Consider the following 15,199-nt stretch of genomic DNA (forward strand, 5'->3'; position numbering starts at 1 on the left):
GCGCTCCCGCTCGCCCCAGCCGCCGTCACCGGACCGGTACGAGGCACGGAGGCCCGTCGGGCGGTGTGCGCGAGTCCGTCACACGGTCCGGACGACGGTGCCGCCGGCTTCCAGTGCGGCGACTTCGCCGACATCCGCCGTGGTGTCGGTGACGAGGGTGTGCAGGACGGCCGCCGGGCCGACGTAGGCGTAGGCGGTGTGGCCGAGTTTGCCGGCGTCGGCGGCGGCGATCACGCGGCGGGAGGAGGCGATGCTCGCCTTCTTCACCGCCGCGTCGTCGAGGTCGTACGCGGTGAGACCGTCCGCCGCGGTCAGCCCGCAGCAGCCGATGACGGCGGTGTCGAAGCGCAGGGCGGCCAGGGAGGCGAGGGTGAGGGGGCCGATGAGGGCTCCCTCGGCGGCGCGAGGCTGGCCGCCGGGTACGACCAGGGTGGCCGGGCCGGGTGTCTCGCCGAACAGGTGGATGGCCTGCAGGGACAGCGGCATCACGGTGACGGGCCGCTCGCGCAGGAGGCGGGCGACCTCCAGGCAGGTGGTGCCGCTGTCCAGCAGGACGCTCTCGCCGTCGGCGATGAGCGCGGAGATCTCGGAGGCGATCCGGCGTTTGGCGTCGACCGCCTCGTGGGCGCGCAGCGCGAAGGGGGGCTCCTCGCCCCGGAGCAGCAGGGTGCGCGCCCCGCCGCGGACGCGTTCGAGGACACCCTGGGCGGCGAGGACGTCGAGGTCGCGCCGGATGGTCATCTCCGAGGCGCCGGTCAGCTCCGCCAGCTCCTGGACCGTGGCCCGTCCCGAGTCCCTGACGACCTTCGCGATCAGCCCATGGCGGTCTGCGTTGCTCATACCGCGATTGAACACCACCTGTGATATGAACAATAATTTTGTTCATAACGGCAATTCACGAACACTAGAAATGTTCGTTACGCTGGTCGGCATGGAACGTTCCCTGCGAGCCGCCCGCGTGGCGACCTATGTCTACTTCGTCCTGTACGGCACCCTGCTGGGCACCTGGGTGGTGCACATCCCCGCGATCGAGGAACGCGTCGGCATCAGCCACGCCGCGCTCGGCGGCCTGCTGGTGGTGCTCGGGCTCGGGGCTTTCGTAGGGATGCAGGTGGCGGGTCCGCTGACCGACCGCCTCGGCACCCGTGTCGTGGTGCCCGCCGGCGGTGTCCTCTGCGGCACGACCCTGTTCCTGCCCGGTCTCGCCCACGATCCGTGGACGCTGGCCGCCGCCCTGCTGGTCTTCGGCCTCTGCAACGGCTGCCTCGACGTGAGCATGAACGCCCACGCCGTGCACGTGGAGAAGGCGTACGGCCGCCCCGTCATGTCCGGCTTCCACGCCACGTTCTCCGTCGGCGGTGTCCTCGCCGCACTCGCCGGAGCGGGCGCCGCGAGCGCCGGCCTGCACCCGGCCGCGAGCATGGCCGCCATCGGGGCCTTGGGCGTCGTGATCACCCTGACCTCGGCCCGTTCCCTGCTGCCTGCCGCTCCCGCCGTCGACAGCCCCAGCTCCACGGAGGAGACGGGGACGTCACCGGCCGTCGAGCACAGCGGCACCACGGGCCGGGTCTGGTTGCTGGCCGTCCTGGCGCTGATGGCCATGCTGTGCGAAGGCGCCGCCCACGACTGGAGCGTCCTGCACCTGAAGGACGTCCTGGGCGCGTCCGCCGGCACGGCGGCCTTCGCGTACGGCACCTTCGCCGCGGCCATGACCATCGGCCGGCTGCTCACCGACCGCCTCGTCACCCGGCTCGGTTCCGTGGCGATCCTGCGCTACGGCGCGGCCATGGCCGCCGTCGGCAGCACACTCGTGGCCCTCGGCCCGTGGATGTGGACCGCGTTCACCGGCTGGGCACTGTTCGGCCTGGGCCTGTCCGGGTGTGTACCGCAACTGTTCAGCGCGGCCGGGCACGCCGACCCCTCGGCGGCCGGTGCCAACGTCTCCCGCGTCGCCGGACTCGGCTACGTCGGCATGCTCGCCGGCCCTGCCGTCATCGGCTGGCTGACCCACCTCGTCGCCCTCAACCACGCCTTCGTCCTGTTGACCCTGCTGTGCGTGACGACCGCCGTGGGCGCCCGCGTCCTGCGCACCGACCCCGTCCTCGTCCGTCAGGGCGAGAGGGAGGCCGACCGCACCCGCGAGCGCGAGACGTCAGCCAGCAGCCCATGACCGCTTGTGCGGCACGGTCCCTGACAACCGTGCCGCACAAGCCCTTCCCTCCCCGGTCACCAGGGCCGGGAAAAGCCCTCAGCCTGACCGAAGGAGCCCCGATGTCCGAGTCCCCCGCAGTGCCCGCCCGCGGCCGTGTCGGTGTCATGCTGCCGCTCGACCTCCCCGTCGGCGAGGTGCTGCCCTATGTCCGGCGTGCCGAGGAGCTGGGGTTCGACCAGGTCTGGGTCGTGGAGGACCTCGGCTGGCGCGGCGGTGTGGCCCAGGCCGCAACGATCCTGGCCTCCACGACGAACCTCACCGTCGGGATCGGCATCATGCCCGCCGGCGCCCGCAACGTGGCCTTCGCCGCGATGGAGCTGGCCACCCTCGCCCAGCTCCACCCCGGCCGGCTCATCGCGGGCATCGGCCACGGCATGCCCGCCTGGATGCGCCAGGTCGGGTCCTGGCCCGCCAGCCCCCTGACGCTCATCAAGGAGTACGCGAGAGCACTCCGCCTGCTCATCGCCGGCAAGCCGGTTCCCGCGAACGGCCGGTACGTACGCTGCGAGGGCGTGGTCCTGACCGAGATCCCGGACATCGTCCCCCCGGTGATTCTCGGCGTCCGCGGCCCCAAGTCGCAGGCCGTCGCGGGCGAGGTCGCCGACGGTCTCCTCCTGGCCGAGCCCGCCGCACCCGGCTACATCAAAGCGTCGCTGCGCAACCTGGGTGCCTCCGCCTCCGCGAACGCCCCGGAGATCGTCGTCTACGACGCCGCGGCCGTGGACGACGCCGAAGAAGCCGCCCTGGCCCGTGTCCGCACCGTCCTGGAATCGGTCGGTGAGCCGCAGTGGGCCGCGCACATCGACCCCCTGCCCTTCGCCGAGGAACTGCGCGCGCACCGCGCCGCCAGCCCCGACGCCCAGCACTTCGCCCGGACGATGCCCGCCGACTGGATCCGCGCGTTGAGCATCGCCGGCACCCCGGCCCAGGCCCGCGCGGCGATCGATGCGCGCCACGCCGCCGGCGCGACCAGCGTCGTTCTCGCCCCGGCGGGCCCCGACCGCCTGGCCGCACTGGACTCGCTCGCCCGCGCCCTGCCCCACCGGCACTGACCCGAACGCCCCGCGACCGCAAGGGAACCGACCCTCATGTCCACCGACCGCCGCCGCATCGTGCTCTTCGACCTCTTCGGGGTCATCGCCCGCCACCAGCGCCCGGGCGCCCTGGAGAAGATGGCCGCCCGCTGCCAGGCCTCCGCCGACGCCTTCACCACGGCCTACTGGACCCACCGCCCGCCCTACGACGCCGGCCGGCGGACCGCGTCCGCGTACTGGACCGACGTGCTGTCCGCGCTGTCCCGGCCCGCCGACGCCGACACGATCGAGGAGCTGCGGCTCACCGACATCGACAGCTGGTCCCGCGTCGACGACCGCATGGTCTCCTACGTACGGGACCTGCGGGACCGCGCCCGGGTCGCCCTGCTGTCCAACATCCCGGCGGACCACGCGGACGCCTTCCTCGCCGCCCAGTCCTGGCTGCACGACCTCGACCACGTGGCGTTCTCAGGGAAGATCGGGGCGGCCAAGCCCGACCCGGCCGCCTTCCAGTACTGCGTCGTCGCCCTACAGTCCGCGCCCGCAGACTTCCTCTTCGTCGACGACCGCGAGGAGAACGTCCACGCGGCACAGGCGGTCGGCCTGAACGGGCACGTCTTCCAGCGCCAGGATGAACTCGCGGCCGTCATTGATGCGTGGCTGCCGGCCCGCTGAACACCTCCACCGGAACCACTCGGCGGCCGCACCGTTCACGGTGCGGCCGCCGAGTGGTTCCGGTGGAGGTGTCAGTCCACGTTCACCATCTTCCACAGCTGGCTGTCGGCGTTCGTGTCCGTGGACTGGACGAGCTGAGTCCCTCCGGAGGACACGGTGAGCAGCTTGCTGCTGTTCATGTTCTTGATCTTGTAGTACCCGTTGCCGGCGGCGACCAGTGTCCAGTGCTGGTTCACACCGTTGTTGTCGGTCCACTGGACGATGCCGGCGCCGTCCGTGGTGAGCCCGTCCTTGACGTCCAGCAGTTTGCCGGTGTCCTGGCTGACGATCTCGTAACTGCCGTCACCCACCGGGACGTACCGCCAGCGCTGGTTCTGGGCTCCGTTGTCGCTCCAGTGGATGATGTTCGCTCCGTCGGCGTTGGATCCGCCGTTGATGTCGACCGCCTTGCCGCTGCTCTTGTTGAGCATCTTGTAGAAGGCGTTCTTGGCGGGGAAGGAGATGTGGGCGAACGCGTCCAGTGCGCAGACGGTGTTGGAAGAGGACGCGTTCTTCGTTCCGGTGCACACGATCTTGATCGTGTGGGGGCCGGCGGCGAGATCCGTCTTCTCGAACAGTGGCACCTGCTTCGTCACCGTCGAGGCGTAGGCGTCGATACCCGCCTGTGCGAGGGCGCCGTCGAGGTAGACGTCCACCTTGCCCATGTTCGGCTGCTTCATGCCGAGGTAGCGGATGCCCGTGCCGGTGAAGGAGTACTCGGCGGAGTTGCCCGAGGCGCTCGTGAACTTCTCGGACCCGCCGAAGTCCTGCGTGTCGTTCCAGTTCGACCAGCCGGCCGAGTAGGTCACGCTCGCGGCCTTGTCGTCGACGTAGGCCCAGCGTTGCCGCACCAGCGCCTTCGACGCGGCGGACGCGTTGCCCTGTGCGTCCACGACGTAGAGGCGGTAGTCACCGGCCGTCCCGGGAACGGCGATAGCCGTCGCGGTTCCGCTCGCCTTGGTCATCGTGGGACCGACAGCGAACGTGGTCGTACCGGACGGAGCGAGCCAGAGGGTCTTGGTCGAGTCACCCGTGCCGCGGACGGGAACGGACGACACACCCTTGCCGGCGAAGGTACTGGCGGGCAGCACGTAGTCCTGCAGGGCCACCCTGCTCCGGGGGACGAGATCCTTGTATGCGTCTTCCAGGCCCGCGTCCAGGGCGATGCCGTACGCCTCGGAGGGCCACACGTTGTCCGAGTACGCGCGCACGTCCTGGATGGTGCTGGACGTGACGGTCTGGTCGAAGATCTTGTTGACGGTGCCGTAGGTGTTGGTGATCGTCAGGTCCTTCTGGCGGCCCCATTCGCCGGAGTGGATGGTGGACGTGAGACCCGGGTCCACGTCGAGCACGTTGTCGTGGAAGTTGATGCCGGCGGAGCCTTCATCGGGGTGGATGCCGTACTTGTGGCCGGCCGGAACACCCTGCATGTAGTTGCCGCTGATCTCCGTTCCCGGCTGCTTGCCCAGCGTGTAGATGGGACCTGCGTCGGCGAGCGTCTGCATCGTGTCGACGATCTCGTTGTACCTGATGGAGTTGTTCTTCGCCGTGGTGGTCGGCGTGCCGGGCACGACCGAGTCCGAGTCTCCGTTGAAGTTCCACCAGCCCCAGCCGAGCGAGATGCCCGCCCACGGGGACTTCTCGATCCGGTTGTGCTCCACGGCCAGTGATTCGACGAAGTACGCCGACACGGGGTTGGAGCCGTTGAACAACACCGCGCTGTCGTAGATGTAGTTGTTCCTGACGGTGATGTTCTTGCAGACACCCTCGACGTTCACCGGGTACTTCTCGTGGTTGGTCGAGGTGTGGTCCCCGATGTACACGTGCTGCGGGTGACCCACGGTGATGGCGGACCCGGCGATGTCATTGACGTAATTACCGGTCAACTGCGAGTCGGTCACGTCGTTGGCCAGGGTGATCCCGTCGGCACCGGTGTGCTGCACTGTGTTGCGCTGCAGGCTGATCCCGTCGGCGTTCTCGATCTGGATCATCGCCGGGTGCAGGTCGACGTTGCGGTACGTGAAGGCGTGGAAGTTGTCATCCGCGAACACGTTCGCGCTGACGTTGCCCTGCTGGCCCTGCCGGAAGACGGAGTCCCCCACCTGGACCAGGTTCCAGTCGGAGTGCTCGACCGTGAGCCCCGAGAACGTGATGTTCCGCGCGTGGTCGGTCCTGGACGCGCCGGCGATCTTGAGGACGGTGGACACGTTGTTCGGCGCGAAGACGTCCGCCGTCGTCATGTCCTCGGAGCTGGACTTGTAGTAGTACACCGTGTCGGTGGTCTTGTTGAAGTAGAACTCGCCCGGCTGGTCCAGGAACTCGTATGCGTTCATGAACGTCTGGGTACCGGTGGCCTGGAAGTCGCCGTTGAACGCGAACTGGGCTATCGCCGCGCCCGGCTGCTGGAACTTGGCCACGCGGTTGGCCCCGTCCGAGCTGGTGGTGACCTCCCTGACGCCCACGATCGCCGTGGTCCAGGTCGTCGCCGTCTTGATCTCCACGTCGTCCTGGTTGGACGCGATGGCCGGCAGCGCGGAGAGGCTGTACTTGGCCGCGTCGCACGCCTCACCCGTCTCCCAGGCCCAGGAGGGCAAGGGGGTCTGGACCTTGTAGTTCTCCCCGTAACATCCGGCCGAGCTGATCGTCTTCGAGGCCATCTCGGCGCGCTTGCCGTTGACGTAGAGAGCGCGGAGCTTGTTGTCGCGGTTGAGAGTGGCCTTCCAGATGTTCCCGCTGTGCTGTGTCCAGCCGGTGACCGGAACGCCTCCGTCCAGGACCGGCTTCTCGCTCTGATAGGCGGCGTAGACGACTCGGTACCCGTTCGTTCCGGAGTCGGCCGAGGTGAAGTTGATGGTGCTGCTCACCGGGTAGGTGCCGCCCCGGAGATAGACGTTGATGTCTCCGGTCATGTCGTCGTTGACCGTGCGCACGACGTCCCGGGCGTGCTGCAGGGTCTTGAACGGCGCCGAGATCGTCCCGGAGTTGGTGTCGCTGCCGCTGGGGGAGACGTAGTACGTCGCCTGGGTGGCGGCCGCGGCCGGGGTCGGCGTGGTGAGGGAGGTCAGCAGAGCGGCGGAGACCGCCGCCGCGAGTGTCGCCGGCAGGAGACGGCGGACGGAGGAGGCGGGGTGTCTGCCTCTCCTGGTGGTTCTGGTGCTCGGACTGGTGTACATGGGGCGGCTCCACGGGGGTGCTGGTGTTCGGTTGATGCGGTCCAGGGAGTTGTTGTCACGGGTTGGTCGGATCACTCAGCGCTTAGGCTCTGAGGGTTTCGGGGCGGGCGACCGTCGCCGCCCGCAGTGGGCACGTCGGCCCTGATCAGGGCCTGTGCACGCAGTTCGTCCCACAGTCCGTCGGGGATGCGCTGGGCGTGCAGTTCGACGTTGCGCCGGACCTGTTCCGGGGAACGCATGCCCAGGGTGACGTTGACGACGGCGGGGTGTGCGAAGGGGAAGGCGATGGCGGCGGCCGGCAGCGTGGTGCCGTACCGCTCGCAGACCTCGGCGATGGCCAGGGCCCGCTGCACGAGGTCGCTCGGGGCGTCCTGGTAGTCGTATTTCATACCCTCGGCTGGCCTGTCCTGGGAGAGCAGGCCGGAGTTGAAGACGCCGACCGCGACGACGCTCTTGCCGTGGGCCTGCGCGGCGGGCAGGACGTCGTCGAGGGCGGACTGGTCGAGCAGCGTGTAGCGCCCGGCCAGCATCACCACGTCGGCGGCGGTCTCGCGCAGGAAGCGGGCGAGCATGGCGGACTGGTTCATGCCGGCGCCGATCGCGCCGATCACTCCCTGGTCGCGCAGTTCGGCCAGGGCGGGCATGGCCTCGTCGGCGGCCTGTTGCCAGTGGTCGTCGGGGTCGTGGAGGTAGACGATGTCGAGGCGGTCCAGGCCGGTGCGCTCCAGCGTCTCCTCCATGGAGCGCAGTACGCCGTCGCGGCTGAAGTCCCACTGGCGGCGCAGGTCGTCCCGGACTACGAACCCGTCGCTGTCGACCCCGGTGGGGTGTTCGTTGGGGACGAGGAGCCGGCCCACCTTGGACGAGACGACGTACTCGTCGCGGGGCCGCTCGCGCAGGGCGGCGCCGAGCCGGCGTTCGGAGAGGCCGAGGCCGTAGTGGGGAGCGGTGTCGAAGTAGCGGACGCCCGCGTCCCAGGCGGCGTCGATCGCGGCCGACGCGGCCTGCGGGGCGGTCACCCGGTACAGGTTGCCGATCACCGAGGCGCCGAAGCCGAGCTCGGTGACGGCGACCGGCGTGTGGTGGATCTTCCGGTGGTGCAAGACGTGCTCCTGGGGACAGGGGTGGGGGACACCGGTCAGCGTCGGACGTGGGCCGAGCCGCCGTCGATGAGCGCTTCGACCTCGGACAGGGTGGCCATGGAGACATCGCCGGGAGTGGTCATGACCAGAGCACCGTGGGCCGTGCCGTAGGCGAGGGCACGTTCCAGGGAGTGACCGGCGAGCAGGCCGTGGATCAGTCCGGCGGCGAAGCCGTCGCCGGAGCCGATGCGGTCCAGGACGTGCAGTCCGGGCATGCGGGGACCGGGCACGTAGCCCGTCTCGGCGGACCAGGCGGCCGAGCTCCAGTCGTTCACACCCGCCGAGGGAACCTCGCGCAGGGTCGTCGCGAGCACCCCCGCACCGGGCAGCAGGTCGGCGACCGCGGCAAGCGCGTCCGGCACCTCGTCGGCCGCGAACCGCACGGCGCCCGGATGCTCGCCCGCGAGGCCGAGGGCACCCACTACTACCTCGGCGTGCCGGGCCAGGCGCAGGTCGACCTCGCGGGCCCGCTCCGGTCCGCCGCGGTCGGCCCAGAGGCTGGAGCGGTAGTTGGGGTCGTAGGAGACGGTGACACCGTGCCGGCGCGCGGCCGCCATGGCCTCGTCGGCGACGTCGACCGTGGTCTCCGACAGGCCCGCGAAGATCCCACCGGTGTGGAACCAGCGTGCCCCGGCCGAGAACACCGTGTCCCAGTCCACGTCGCCCTTGCGTAGCTGGGAGACGGCGGTGTGGGCGCGGTCGCTGACGCCGAGCGCGCCGCGGATGCCATAGCCGCGCTCGACGAAGTTGAGACCGTTGCGGGCGGTGCGGCCGATGCCGTCGTCGGGCATCCAGCAGATCATCGAGGCGTCGACCCCGCCCTGGAGGATCAGGTCCTCCACGAGGCGTCCGACCGCGTTGTCCGCCAGCGCGGTGACGACGGCGGTGCGATGTCCGAAGCAGCGGCGCAGGCCTCGTACGACGTTGTACTCGCCGCCGCCCTCCCACACCTGGAAGCTGCGGGCGGTGCGGATGCGGCCCTCACCGGGGTCGAGGCGCAGCATGACCTCGCCGAGGGCGATCACGTCGGCCATGGCATGCTCCGCTCCACGGCTTCGGCGGTCAGCCGGCGGATCTCCGCGTAGTCGCCGCTCTTGAGGAGGTCGGGTGTGGCCATCCAGCTGCCGCCAACGGCGAGGACCGCCGGTTCGGAGAGGTAGCCGGGCAGAGCGGCGGCGTCGATCCCGCCGGTCGGCATGAACCGCACCCCGGGGAAGGGCGCGGCGAGTGCCCGCAGCATCGCCCGGCCGCCGAGCGGTTCGGCGGGGAACAGCTTGACCGTGTCGATGCCCGCCTTGACCGCGCGCATCAACTCGGTGGCGGTTGCCACGCCTGGCGCGACCGGGATGCCCAACGCCCTTGCCGCGTCGATGACTTCGTCGTCGAGGCCGGGCGAGACGAGGAAGCGTGCCCCGGCCGCAACGGCCCGCTCCGCCTGCTCGGCGGTCAGCACCGTACCGGCGCCGACGATCAGACCGCCTTCGGCGGCCATCGCCTTCACTACCTGCTCGGCGTCCGGGGTGCGGAAGGTGACCTCCGCGCAGCGGGCGCCGCCCGCGGACAGCGCGCGGGCCAGCGGGGCGGCCGTGGTGGGGTCGGGCACGGTCAGGACCGGCACGATCAGCGCCTCGGCGAGCAGGTCGGTGAGGTGGGCGGTCATCGGCCCAGCCATCCGCCGTCGACCGGGAGGACGGTGCCGTGGACGTAGGCGGCCGCGTCCGAGGCGAGGAACACGGTGGCGCCGCCGAGGTCGTCGGCGCTGCCCCAACGCGCGGCCGGGATCCGGTCCAGGATCGCCTTGCTGCGCGCCGGGTCGTCCTGCAGAGCCTGGGTGTTGTCGGTGGCGATGTAACCCGGCGCGATGGCGTTGACGTTGACGCCGTGCGGCGCCCACTCGTTGGCCAGCGCCTTGGTGAGACCGGCGACGCCGTGCTTGGCGGCGGTGTAGCCGGGGACGGTGATGCCGCCCTGGAAGCTCAGGAGGGAGGCCGTGAAGATGACCTTCCCCCGGCCACGCGCCACCATCGACGCGCCGACCGCGCGGGCCAGCGTGAACTGGGCGCTCAGATTGACCTGGAGGACCAGGTCCCAGTCCGCGTCTGGGTGTTGTGCCGCGGGGGCCCGGCGGATCGTGCCGGCGTTGTTGACGAGGATGTCCACCGGGCGCTCCCGGCCCGCGAGGTCGGCGCCCAGGGCCCGGACGGCCTCGGGGTCGGCGAAGTCGGTACGAATCGCCTCGAAGGTACGGCCGGCGGCGGTGACGTCCTTCTCCACCGCGCTGCCGGACTCCTCCAGCGAGGCGCTCACCCCGATGACGTCGGCGCCGGCCTCGGCGAGCGCGTGAGCCATGGCCCGCCCGATCCCGCGCCGGGCGCCGGTGACGACGGCGAGCCGTCCGGTGAGGTCGAAGGCGTTCATACGGCGGCCTCCTGAGCCTCGTCGGTGCAGTCCACCAGGATCTTCATCACGTTGCCGCCGCCCTCCAGCGCCTCGAAGGCGGCCGGTGCCTGGGTGAGCGGCACGACCTTGCTGATCAGCCGGTCGGCGGGAATGGTGCCGTCGGCCACCAACGCCACCGCCTTCTCAAAGTCGGAGCGGTCGTACAACCGGGCCCCGACGAGGGTGAGTTCGCGCCAGAAGAAGCGGTGCAGGTTCACCTCGCGGAAGCGGGAGTGGATCGCGACCAGGCACAGCCGGCCGCGCACGCCGAGCACCTCGACCGCGGTGTCCATGCCTCCCGCGGCGCCGGACACCTCGAAGGCGACGTCCGCGCCCGCGTCGCCGGTCCACTCACCGACCAGCTCGGCCAGGTCCTTGGCGGCCGGGTCCCACACGGTCAGCCCCAACTCCCGGGCGAGCAGCCGCCGATGGGCGCTCAGCTCCACCACCCGCACGTCCCCGCCGGCGGCCTGCGCGACCAGCGCGATCAGGACGCCGACCGGGCCACCGCCGACCACGACGACCCGCTCGCCCTCGCCCACCCCGGCGCGGCCGACGTCGTGCACCGCGACCGCGGTGGGCTCGACGAGCGCGGCCCGGTCCAGCGGGAGCGACTCGGGCAGCCGTATGAGAGTGGAGGCGGGCACGGTCCAGCGCTGCTGCATGGCACCGGGGGAGTCGATGCCGATGAAGTCCAGGTGCTGGCAGATGTGCTGGTGGCCGCCCTGGCAGGCCGGGCAGGTGTCGTCCCAGCGCAACGGCATCACGGTGACCGCGTCACCGGGTGCCCAGCCCTCGACGTCCGGGCCCACCCGGACCACCCGTCCGGACATCTCGTGCCCGAGGACGGCGGGCGCGGTGACGCGGGCGTCCATGTCGCCGTGGAAGATGTGCAGGTCGGTACCGCAGATACCGACGTAGGCGGGGGCCAACTCCACCTCACCGGGTCCCGGCGGCGCGCTGAGGGCAGGGGCCGTGTCCAGGGTGCGGGCGGACAGATAACGGGCGGCTAGCGTCATGGGGGTCAGGGTCCCTTCGGCGCGGATCGGTGCCGGTGGATGCCGAGTGGCTCGGCATCCGTGGCTGTGTGTCCCGCGCTGGTTTCGTGCGGTGGAGTGTCGTTCCGCGGCGGTGGCTCCAGCCGCGGGAGGGGAGCTGATCAGATCGCCCGGGTGGCGGTGTCGCCCTCTCCGGCGCCGGTAGGAAGGCCGTAGAACGCGGTCGCGGTGCCGGCGAGGAGCGCGTGGACTTCGCTGTCGCTCCAGCCGGTGAGTAGTTCGTCCACGGTGGCGGCCCACCGGTTCCAGCCGCCGGCGAGGTTGGCGACCGGCCAGTCCGAGCCGAACATCAGCCGCTCGGGCCCGAAGGCGGAGACCAGTACGTCCCAGGCGGGGCGGATGTCGGCGGTGGTCCAGTGGGCGTGGTCGGCCTCGGTGATCAGCCCCGAGACCTTGCAGACCACCTGCGGGTGTGCGGCCAGTTGCCGCATTCCGCGTTCCCAGTCCGCGATGTCCTGCCGGGCGATGTCCGGCTTGCCCGCGTGGTCGAGTACCTGGGGCAGCTCGGGGAAGCGTTCCGCGAGCCGGGCCGCCTGGTCGAGCTGGTGGTCGCGGACGAGCACGTCGTAGCGCAGTCCTCGATCCCGGACCGCCTCCAACCCGCGTTCCACGTCCGGGCGTTGCAGCCAGTCGGGGTCGGTCTCGCCCTGGACGAGGTGCCGCAGGGAGCGCAGGTACCCGCCACCCGGCCCGGCGAGCAGCTGGTCGAGCACGCCACCGATGGCCGGGGACGTGAGGTCGGCCCAGCCGACCACGGCCTGGATCAGAGCCTCCCGCTCGGCGAGTTCGAGCAGGTCCTCGGTCTCGGCGACCTCCGCGATGCACTGGACGACAACGGTGCCGTGCAGCCGCCGGCCCGCGATCGGGCGGGTGGCCGTGGAGCGCAGGTCATCGGGGGTGAAAGTGCGGCGGATCGATGCCACGCCGGGGTCGTCCAGCCAGGGCTGCGGACGGTGTGCGAGGTCCCAGAGGTGGTGGTGCGCGTCGACAAGCACGGGTGCGTTCACGAGGTGATCCAAGTCGGGTCGGGCTGGTGCGGGCCGGGTCAGGCGGTGGCGTCGTCGTCGAGCGAGCTGAGGTGCCAGACCTCGGGGAGCTCGGTCCACTGGCGTCCCTCGCCCCGGTCGGGGAAGGGCTCCTGGCACGGGTCGGTGAGCGTCCACCAGCGCTGGGTCTCGGGGTCCGCGTCGATGGACGCCATGTCCGCCTCGAAGTCCTCGCCGTGGTACTCCATGTAGGCGAACAGCACGTCACCGTGGAGGTAGATGCTGTAGTTACGGATGTTCGCCCGGCGCAGAGCGGCTTCGACTCCGGGCCATACGGCCGAGTGGAGCCGGAGGTACTCCTCGCGGTGTTCGGGGCGGAGCCTGATGGTCTGGGCGATGCGCTTCACGCCGATTCCCCTTTCGTCTCGGTGGAGTGCGAGCCCGCGGAGGGCCGGTCGGCCGCAGCGTCGAACGGCGTGCGATAGCTGGGAGTGCGCGTGCGCAACCCCAGCCGCAGGGTGAGCCGAATACGCGTGGAGGCGGGCAGATGGACCGTCAGGAACGCACTGTCACACGGGACAGTGGCCTCGGAGATCACCGGCTCGGTGTGTCCGTAGTCGTACAGGTCTCCGATCCAGCCGTCGTCCGCGCAGGTCGTGTACCGGACGCCGGTGATGGTGTGCTCGGCGAAGGCGCCGGCCTGGACGACGACCGTGCGGTCGGTGCCGGGGGAGAGATTGACCAGCTCGACGGTGGTCGCCTCGGGATCGATGGAGGTGACCAGGGCGGCGACGTCCGTCGGCAGACCCGCCCGGCGGGCGTCGGCGTCGTGGTAGCGCAGCCTCGCCTGCTGCAGGCCCCCGTTGTACAGGACCTGCGGGCCTCCCCAGGTCAGCTGCACCAGGGCCTCGGTGGCCACCGGGTTGCACTGCTGCCACACGTGGATGTCCGCCTCCGGCACGTCCAGGTCGCCGTAGCGGTCGATGCGCCGCAGCCGGTGCCGGACCTGGGCCTGGGCCGCCGCGAGGATCCGCTCCGGATAGCCGGGGTCGTCACCGGCGAGGAAGGCGAACCACGCCTTCTCGTGACCGGACTCCTCCTTGGCACGGAACGGCCGTACGGTGCGCCAGTCGATGCCGTCGGCCTCGCGCAGCCGCTCCAGCCGGGCGCGGTCGGCCTCCGAGGAGGTGTGGTGCCACAGGGCAACCGGAACGGGGGGCGTGGCCGGGTTGTAGTCGAACCAGCCCGAGTCGTTGTGCCGGAACGGCAGGTGGAGCGTGGGCGTGTCGCGGTCCGGGCCGAGTTCCGCCACCCACTTGGAGGGCAGGCTGGAGTCCGCCTCCGTGTTGGGCATGACCTTGCCGCGGTCGATCAGGGCGTCGAGCGAAGTCGCGACCATGGAGAGGTAGTCGTCGTCCCCGGTGACCGTCGCCGCCGCGAGCGCCGCCACACAGGCCGCGTGGCCGACGCTGTGCCAGCCGTGCGGCCAGGACCAGCCGTAGTGGCCCCCGTACCAGCGGCCTTCCAGCAGACTGCCGACGACCCCGTCCGGGCCGACGTTGTCCGGGATCAGTCCGCCCTGTTCCCGGGTGCGCTCGCGCCAGGCGCCCACGTACTCGACGATCCAGTCGCGGTAGCGCTCCTCGCCGGTCAGGATCCAGGCGTTGAGCACCAGTCCGGCCGCCGCGAGGTTGAGCGCGGTGTCGCCGACGCCCATCCGGTCCCGCATCTGGTCACCGAGCCGCGGGTCCGCCGACAGCGGGAAGGGTCCGTCGGCGGCCTCGGGCAGCCAGTCGAGCGGGAAGCCGTAGGTCTCGGCCTCCTTCTGTAGCCAGGGGTACACGTCTGCGTCGAACAGGCCGGTGCGCTCGGGGTCGCTGCCGTTGTGCGGGCGAGTGATGATGCGGTGCTCGGGGTCGTAGTTGCCCTTGGCGGGGTCGACGTACAACTCGGCGAAGCGCAGCGCGCGTTCGGCCCAGCGGTCCGGGGCGGCCATGCACAGGAAGTAGAGCAGCAGCAGGCTCTCGCCCTGGTGGAACCAGTCGTAACCGCGCTCGTACTCGTCGCGCAGCATGTCCAGTTCGGTCAGCTGCCGGGTGACGCCCTCCCAGTGCCGCTCGCTGGCGGGCAGGAGGTCGTCGGCGCCGCCGAGGAGGTACAGCTGGGGCCAGTTGAAGAAGACCTCGTAGAAGTCGTCCACACCGTCGCGGCTGGTGAGCCGGTCGTTGTAGTTCAGCCGTCCGTCGGGGCCGGTGAAGCTGTGCTCGAAGCGGCGCCAGGCGTGGTCGAGCAGCTCAAACAGCGAGCGCTGGGCGACCGCCCAGCCGGGGGGTTCGAGGAGCGGCACCGTGGCCTGGACATCTGGCGCGGTTGCAGGCCGGTCGGCGTCCGGGGTGTCGTCGCCGGAAACGTGGGGCTCAGGGCTGAAGGGCATGAGGGCT

The 15,199-nt window shown here is 70.8% G+C and carries 13 protein-coding genes; 3 read left to right on the plus strand and 10 right to left on the minus strand.

The window, feature by feature from the left end; genetic code table 11:
• Window positions 1–78 precede the first annotated feature (78 nt).
• Window positions 79–840, minus strand: a complete 762-nt coding sequence (locus L3078_RS40075) for a DeoR/GlpR family DNA-binding transcription regulator (protein ID WP_239759132.1) — start codon at window positions 838–840, stop codon at window positions 79–81.
• Between the two features lie 91 nt (window positions 841–931).
• Here L3078_RS40075 and L3078_RS40080 point away from each other — a divergent pair, with 91 nt between their 5' ends.
• From L3078_RS40080 to L3078_RS40090, 3 genes are all read left to right on the plus strand, one after another.
• Window positions 932–2,170, plus strand: a complete 1,239-nt coding sequence (locus L3078_RS40080; RefSeq protein ID WP_239759133.1) for an MFS transporter — start codon at window positions 932–934, stop codon at window positions 2,168–2,170.
• Between the two features lie 101 nt (window positions 2,171–2,271).
• A complete protein-coding gene (locus tag L3078_RS40085; RefSeq protein WP_239759134.1) occupies window positions 2,272–3,264 on the plus strand; it encodes an LLM class flavin-dependent oxidoreductase in 993 nt (330 codons plus the stop codon).
• Between the two features lie 36 nt (window positions 3,265–3,300).
• A complete protein-coding gene (locus L3078_RS40090; protein WP_239759135.1) occupies window positions 3,301–3,921 on the plus strand; it encodes an HAD family hydrolase in 621 nt (206 codons plus the stop codon).
• A 71-nt stretch (window positions 3,922–3,992) separates the two neighbouring features.
• Here the strand turns inward: L3078_RS40090 and L3078_RS40095 are convergent, their stop codons facing one another.
• From L3078_RS40095 to L3078_RS40135, 9 genes are all read right to left on the minus strand, one after another.
• Window positions 3,993–7,133 (minus strand): RICIN domain-containing protein, encoded by a 3,141-nt coding sequence (locus L3078_RS40095; RefSeq protein ID WP_239759136.1) that lies wholly within the window; start codon window positions 7,131–7,133, stop codon window positions 3,993–3,995.
• A 71-nt stretch (window positions 7,134–7,204) separates the two neighbouring features.
• The gene (locus tag L3078_RS40100; protein WP_239759137.1) at window positions 7,205–8,236 is read right to left on the minus strand and encodes an aldo/keto reductase; all 1,032 of its coding nucleotides are present in this window, start codon (window positions 8,234–8,236) and stop codon (window positions 7,205–7,207) included.
• A gap of 35 nt (window positions 8,237–8,271) precedes the next feature.
• Window positions 8,272–9,309 carry a sugar kinase gene (locus tag L3078_RS40105; RefSeq protein ID WP_239759138.1) on the minus strand — a complete coding sequence of 346 codons (1,038 nt, stop codon included), beginning with the start codon at window positions 9,307–9,309 and terminating at the stop codon, window positions 8,272–8,274.
• Window positions 9,297–9,935 carry a bifunctional 4-hydroxy-2-oxoglutarate aldolase/2-dehydro-3-deoxy-phosphogluconate aldolase gene (locus tag L3078_RS40110; RefSeq protein ID WP_239759139.1) on the minus strand — a complete coding sequence of 213 codons (639 nt, stop codon included), beginning with the start codon at window positions 9,933–9,935 and terminating at the stop codon, window positions 9,297–9,299. Before L3078_RS40110 ends, L3078_RS40105 begins: the two co-directional genes overlap by 13 nt.
• Window positions 9,932–10,693: an SDR family oxidoreductase gene (locus L3078_RS40115; RefSeq protein WP_239759140.1), complete on the minus strand. Its 762-nt coding sequence runs from the start codon at window positions 10,691–10,693 to the stop codon at window positions 9,932–9,934. Before L3078_RS40115 ends, L3078_RS40110 begins: the two co-directional genes overlap by 4 nt.
• Window positions 10,690–11,733: a zinc-dependent alcohol dehydrogenase gene (locus L3078_RS40120; RefSeq protein ID WP_239759141.1), complete on the minus strand. Its 1,044-nt coding sequence runs from the start codon at window positions 11,731–11,733 to the stop codon at window positions 10,690–10,692. The genes L3078_RS40115 and L3078_RS40120 overlap by 4 nt, the downstream gene beginning before the upstream one ends.
• A 140-nt stretch (window positions 11,734–11,873) precedes the next feature.
• Window positions 11,874–12,779, minus strand: coding sequence for an amidohydrolase family protein (locus L3078_RS40125; protein WP_239759142.1), 906 nt, complete (start codon window positions 12,777–12,779; stop codon window positions 11,874–11,876).
• 38 nt (window positions 12,780–12,817) lie between these two features.
• Window positions 12,818–13,165, minus strand: a complete 348-nt coding sequence (locus L3078_RS40130) for an L-rhamnose mutarotase (RefSeq protein WP_239759143.1) — start codon at window positions 13,163–13,165, stop codon at window positions 12,818–12,820.
• Entirely contained in the window at window positions 13,162–15,192 is a 2,031-nt protein-coding gene (locus tag L3078_RS40135) for a DUF8034 domain-containing protein (protein WP_239759144.1), read from the minus strand. The genes L3078_RS40130 and L3078_RS40135 overlap by 4 nt, the downstream gene beginning before the upstream one ends.
• Window positions 15,193–15,199 lie beyond the last annotated feature (7 nt).

The organism is Streptomyces deccanensis, assembly GCF_022385335.1.
GTDB lineage: Bacteria > Actinomycetota > Actinomycetes > Streptomycetales > Streptomycetaceae > Streptomyces > Streptomyces deccanensis.

Bases quoted from the DNA above. Each gene is read 5' to 3' on its own strand.
- L3078_RS40075 (WP_239759132.1), bottom strand. From the start codon at position 840: ATGAGCAACGCAGACCGCCATGGGCTGATCGCGAAGGTCGTCAGGGAC.
- L3078_RS40080 (WP_239759133.1), top strand. From the start codon at position 932: ATGGAACGTTCCCTGCGAGCCGCCCGCGTGGCGACCTATGTCTACTTC.
- L3078_RS40085 (WP_239759134.1), top strand. From the start codon at position 2,272: ATGTCCGAGTCCCCCGCAGTGCCCGCCCGCGGCCGTGTCGGTGTCATG.
- L3078_RS40090 (WP_239759135.1), top strand. From the start codon at position 3,301: ATGTCCACCGACCGCCGCCGCATCGTGCTCTTCGACCTCTTCGGGGTC.
- L3078_RS40095 (WP_239759136.1), bottom strand. From the start codon at position 7,133: ATGTACACCAGTCCGAGCACCAGAACCACCAGGAGAGGCAGACACCCC.
- L3078_RS40105 (WP_239759138.1), bottom strand. From the start codon at position 9,309: ATGGCCGACGTGATCGCCCTCGGCGAGGTCATGCTGCGCCTCGACCCC.
- L3078_RS40110 (WP_239759139.1), bottom strand. From the start codon at position 9,935: ATGACCGCCCACCTCACCGACCTGCTCGCCGAGGCGCTGATCGTGCCG.
- L3078_RS40115 (WP_239759140.1), bottom strand. From the start codon at position 10,693: ATGAACGCCTTCGACCTCACCGGACGGCTCGCCGTCGTCACCGGCGCC.
- L3078_RS40120 (WP_239759141.1), bottom strand. From the start codon at position 11,733: ATGACGCTAGCCGCCCGTTATCTGTCCGCCCGCACCCTGGACACGGCC.
- L3078_RS40135 (WP_239759144.1), bottom strand. From the start codon at position 15,192: ATGCCCTTCAGCCCTGAGCCCCACGTTTCCGGCGACGACACCCCGGAC.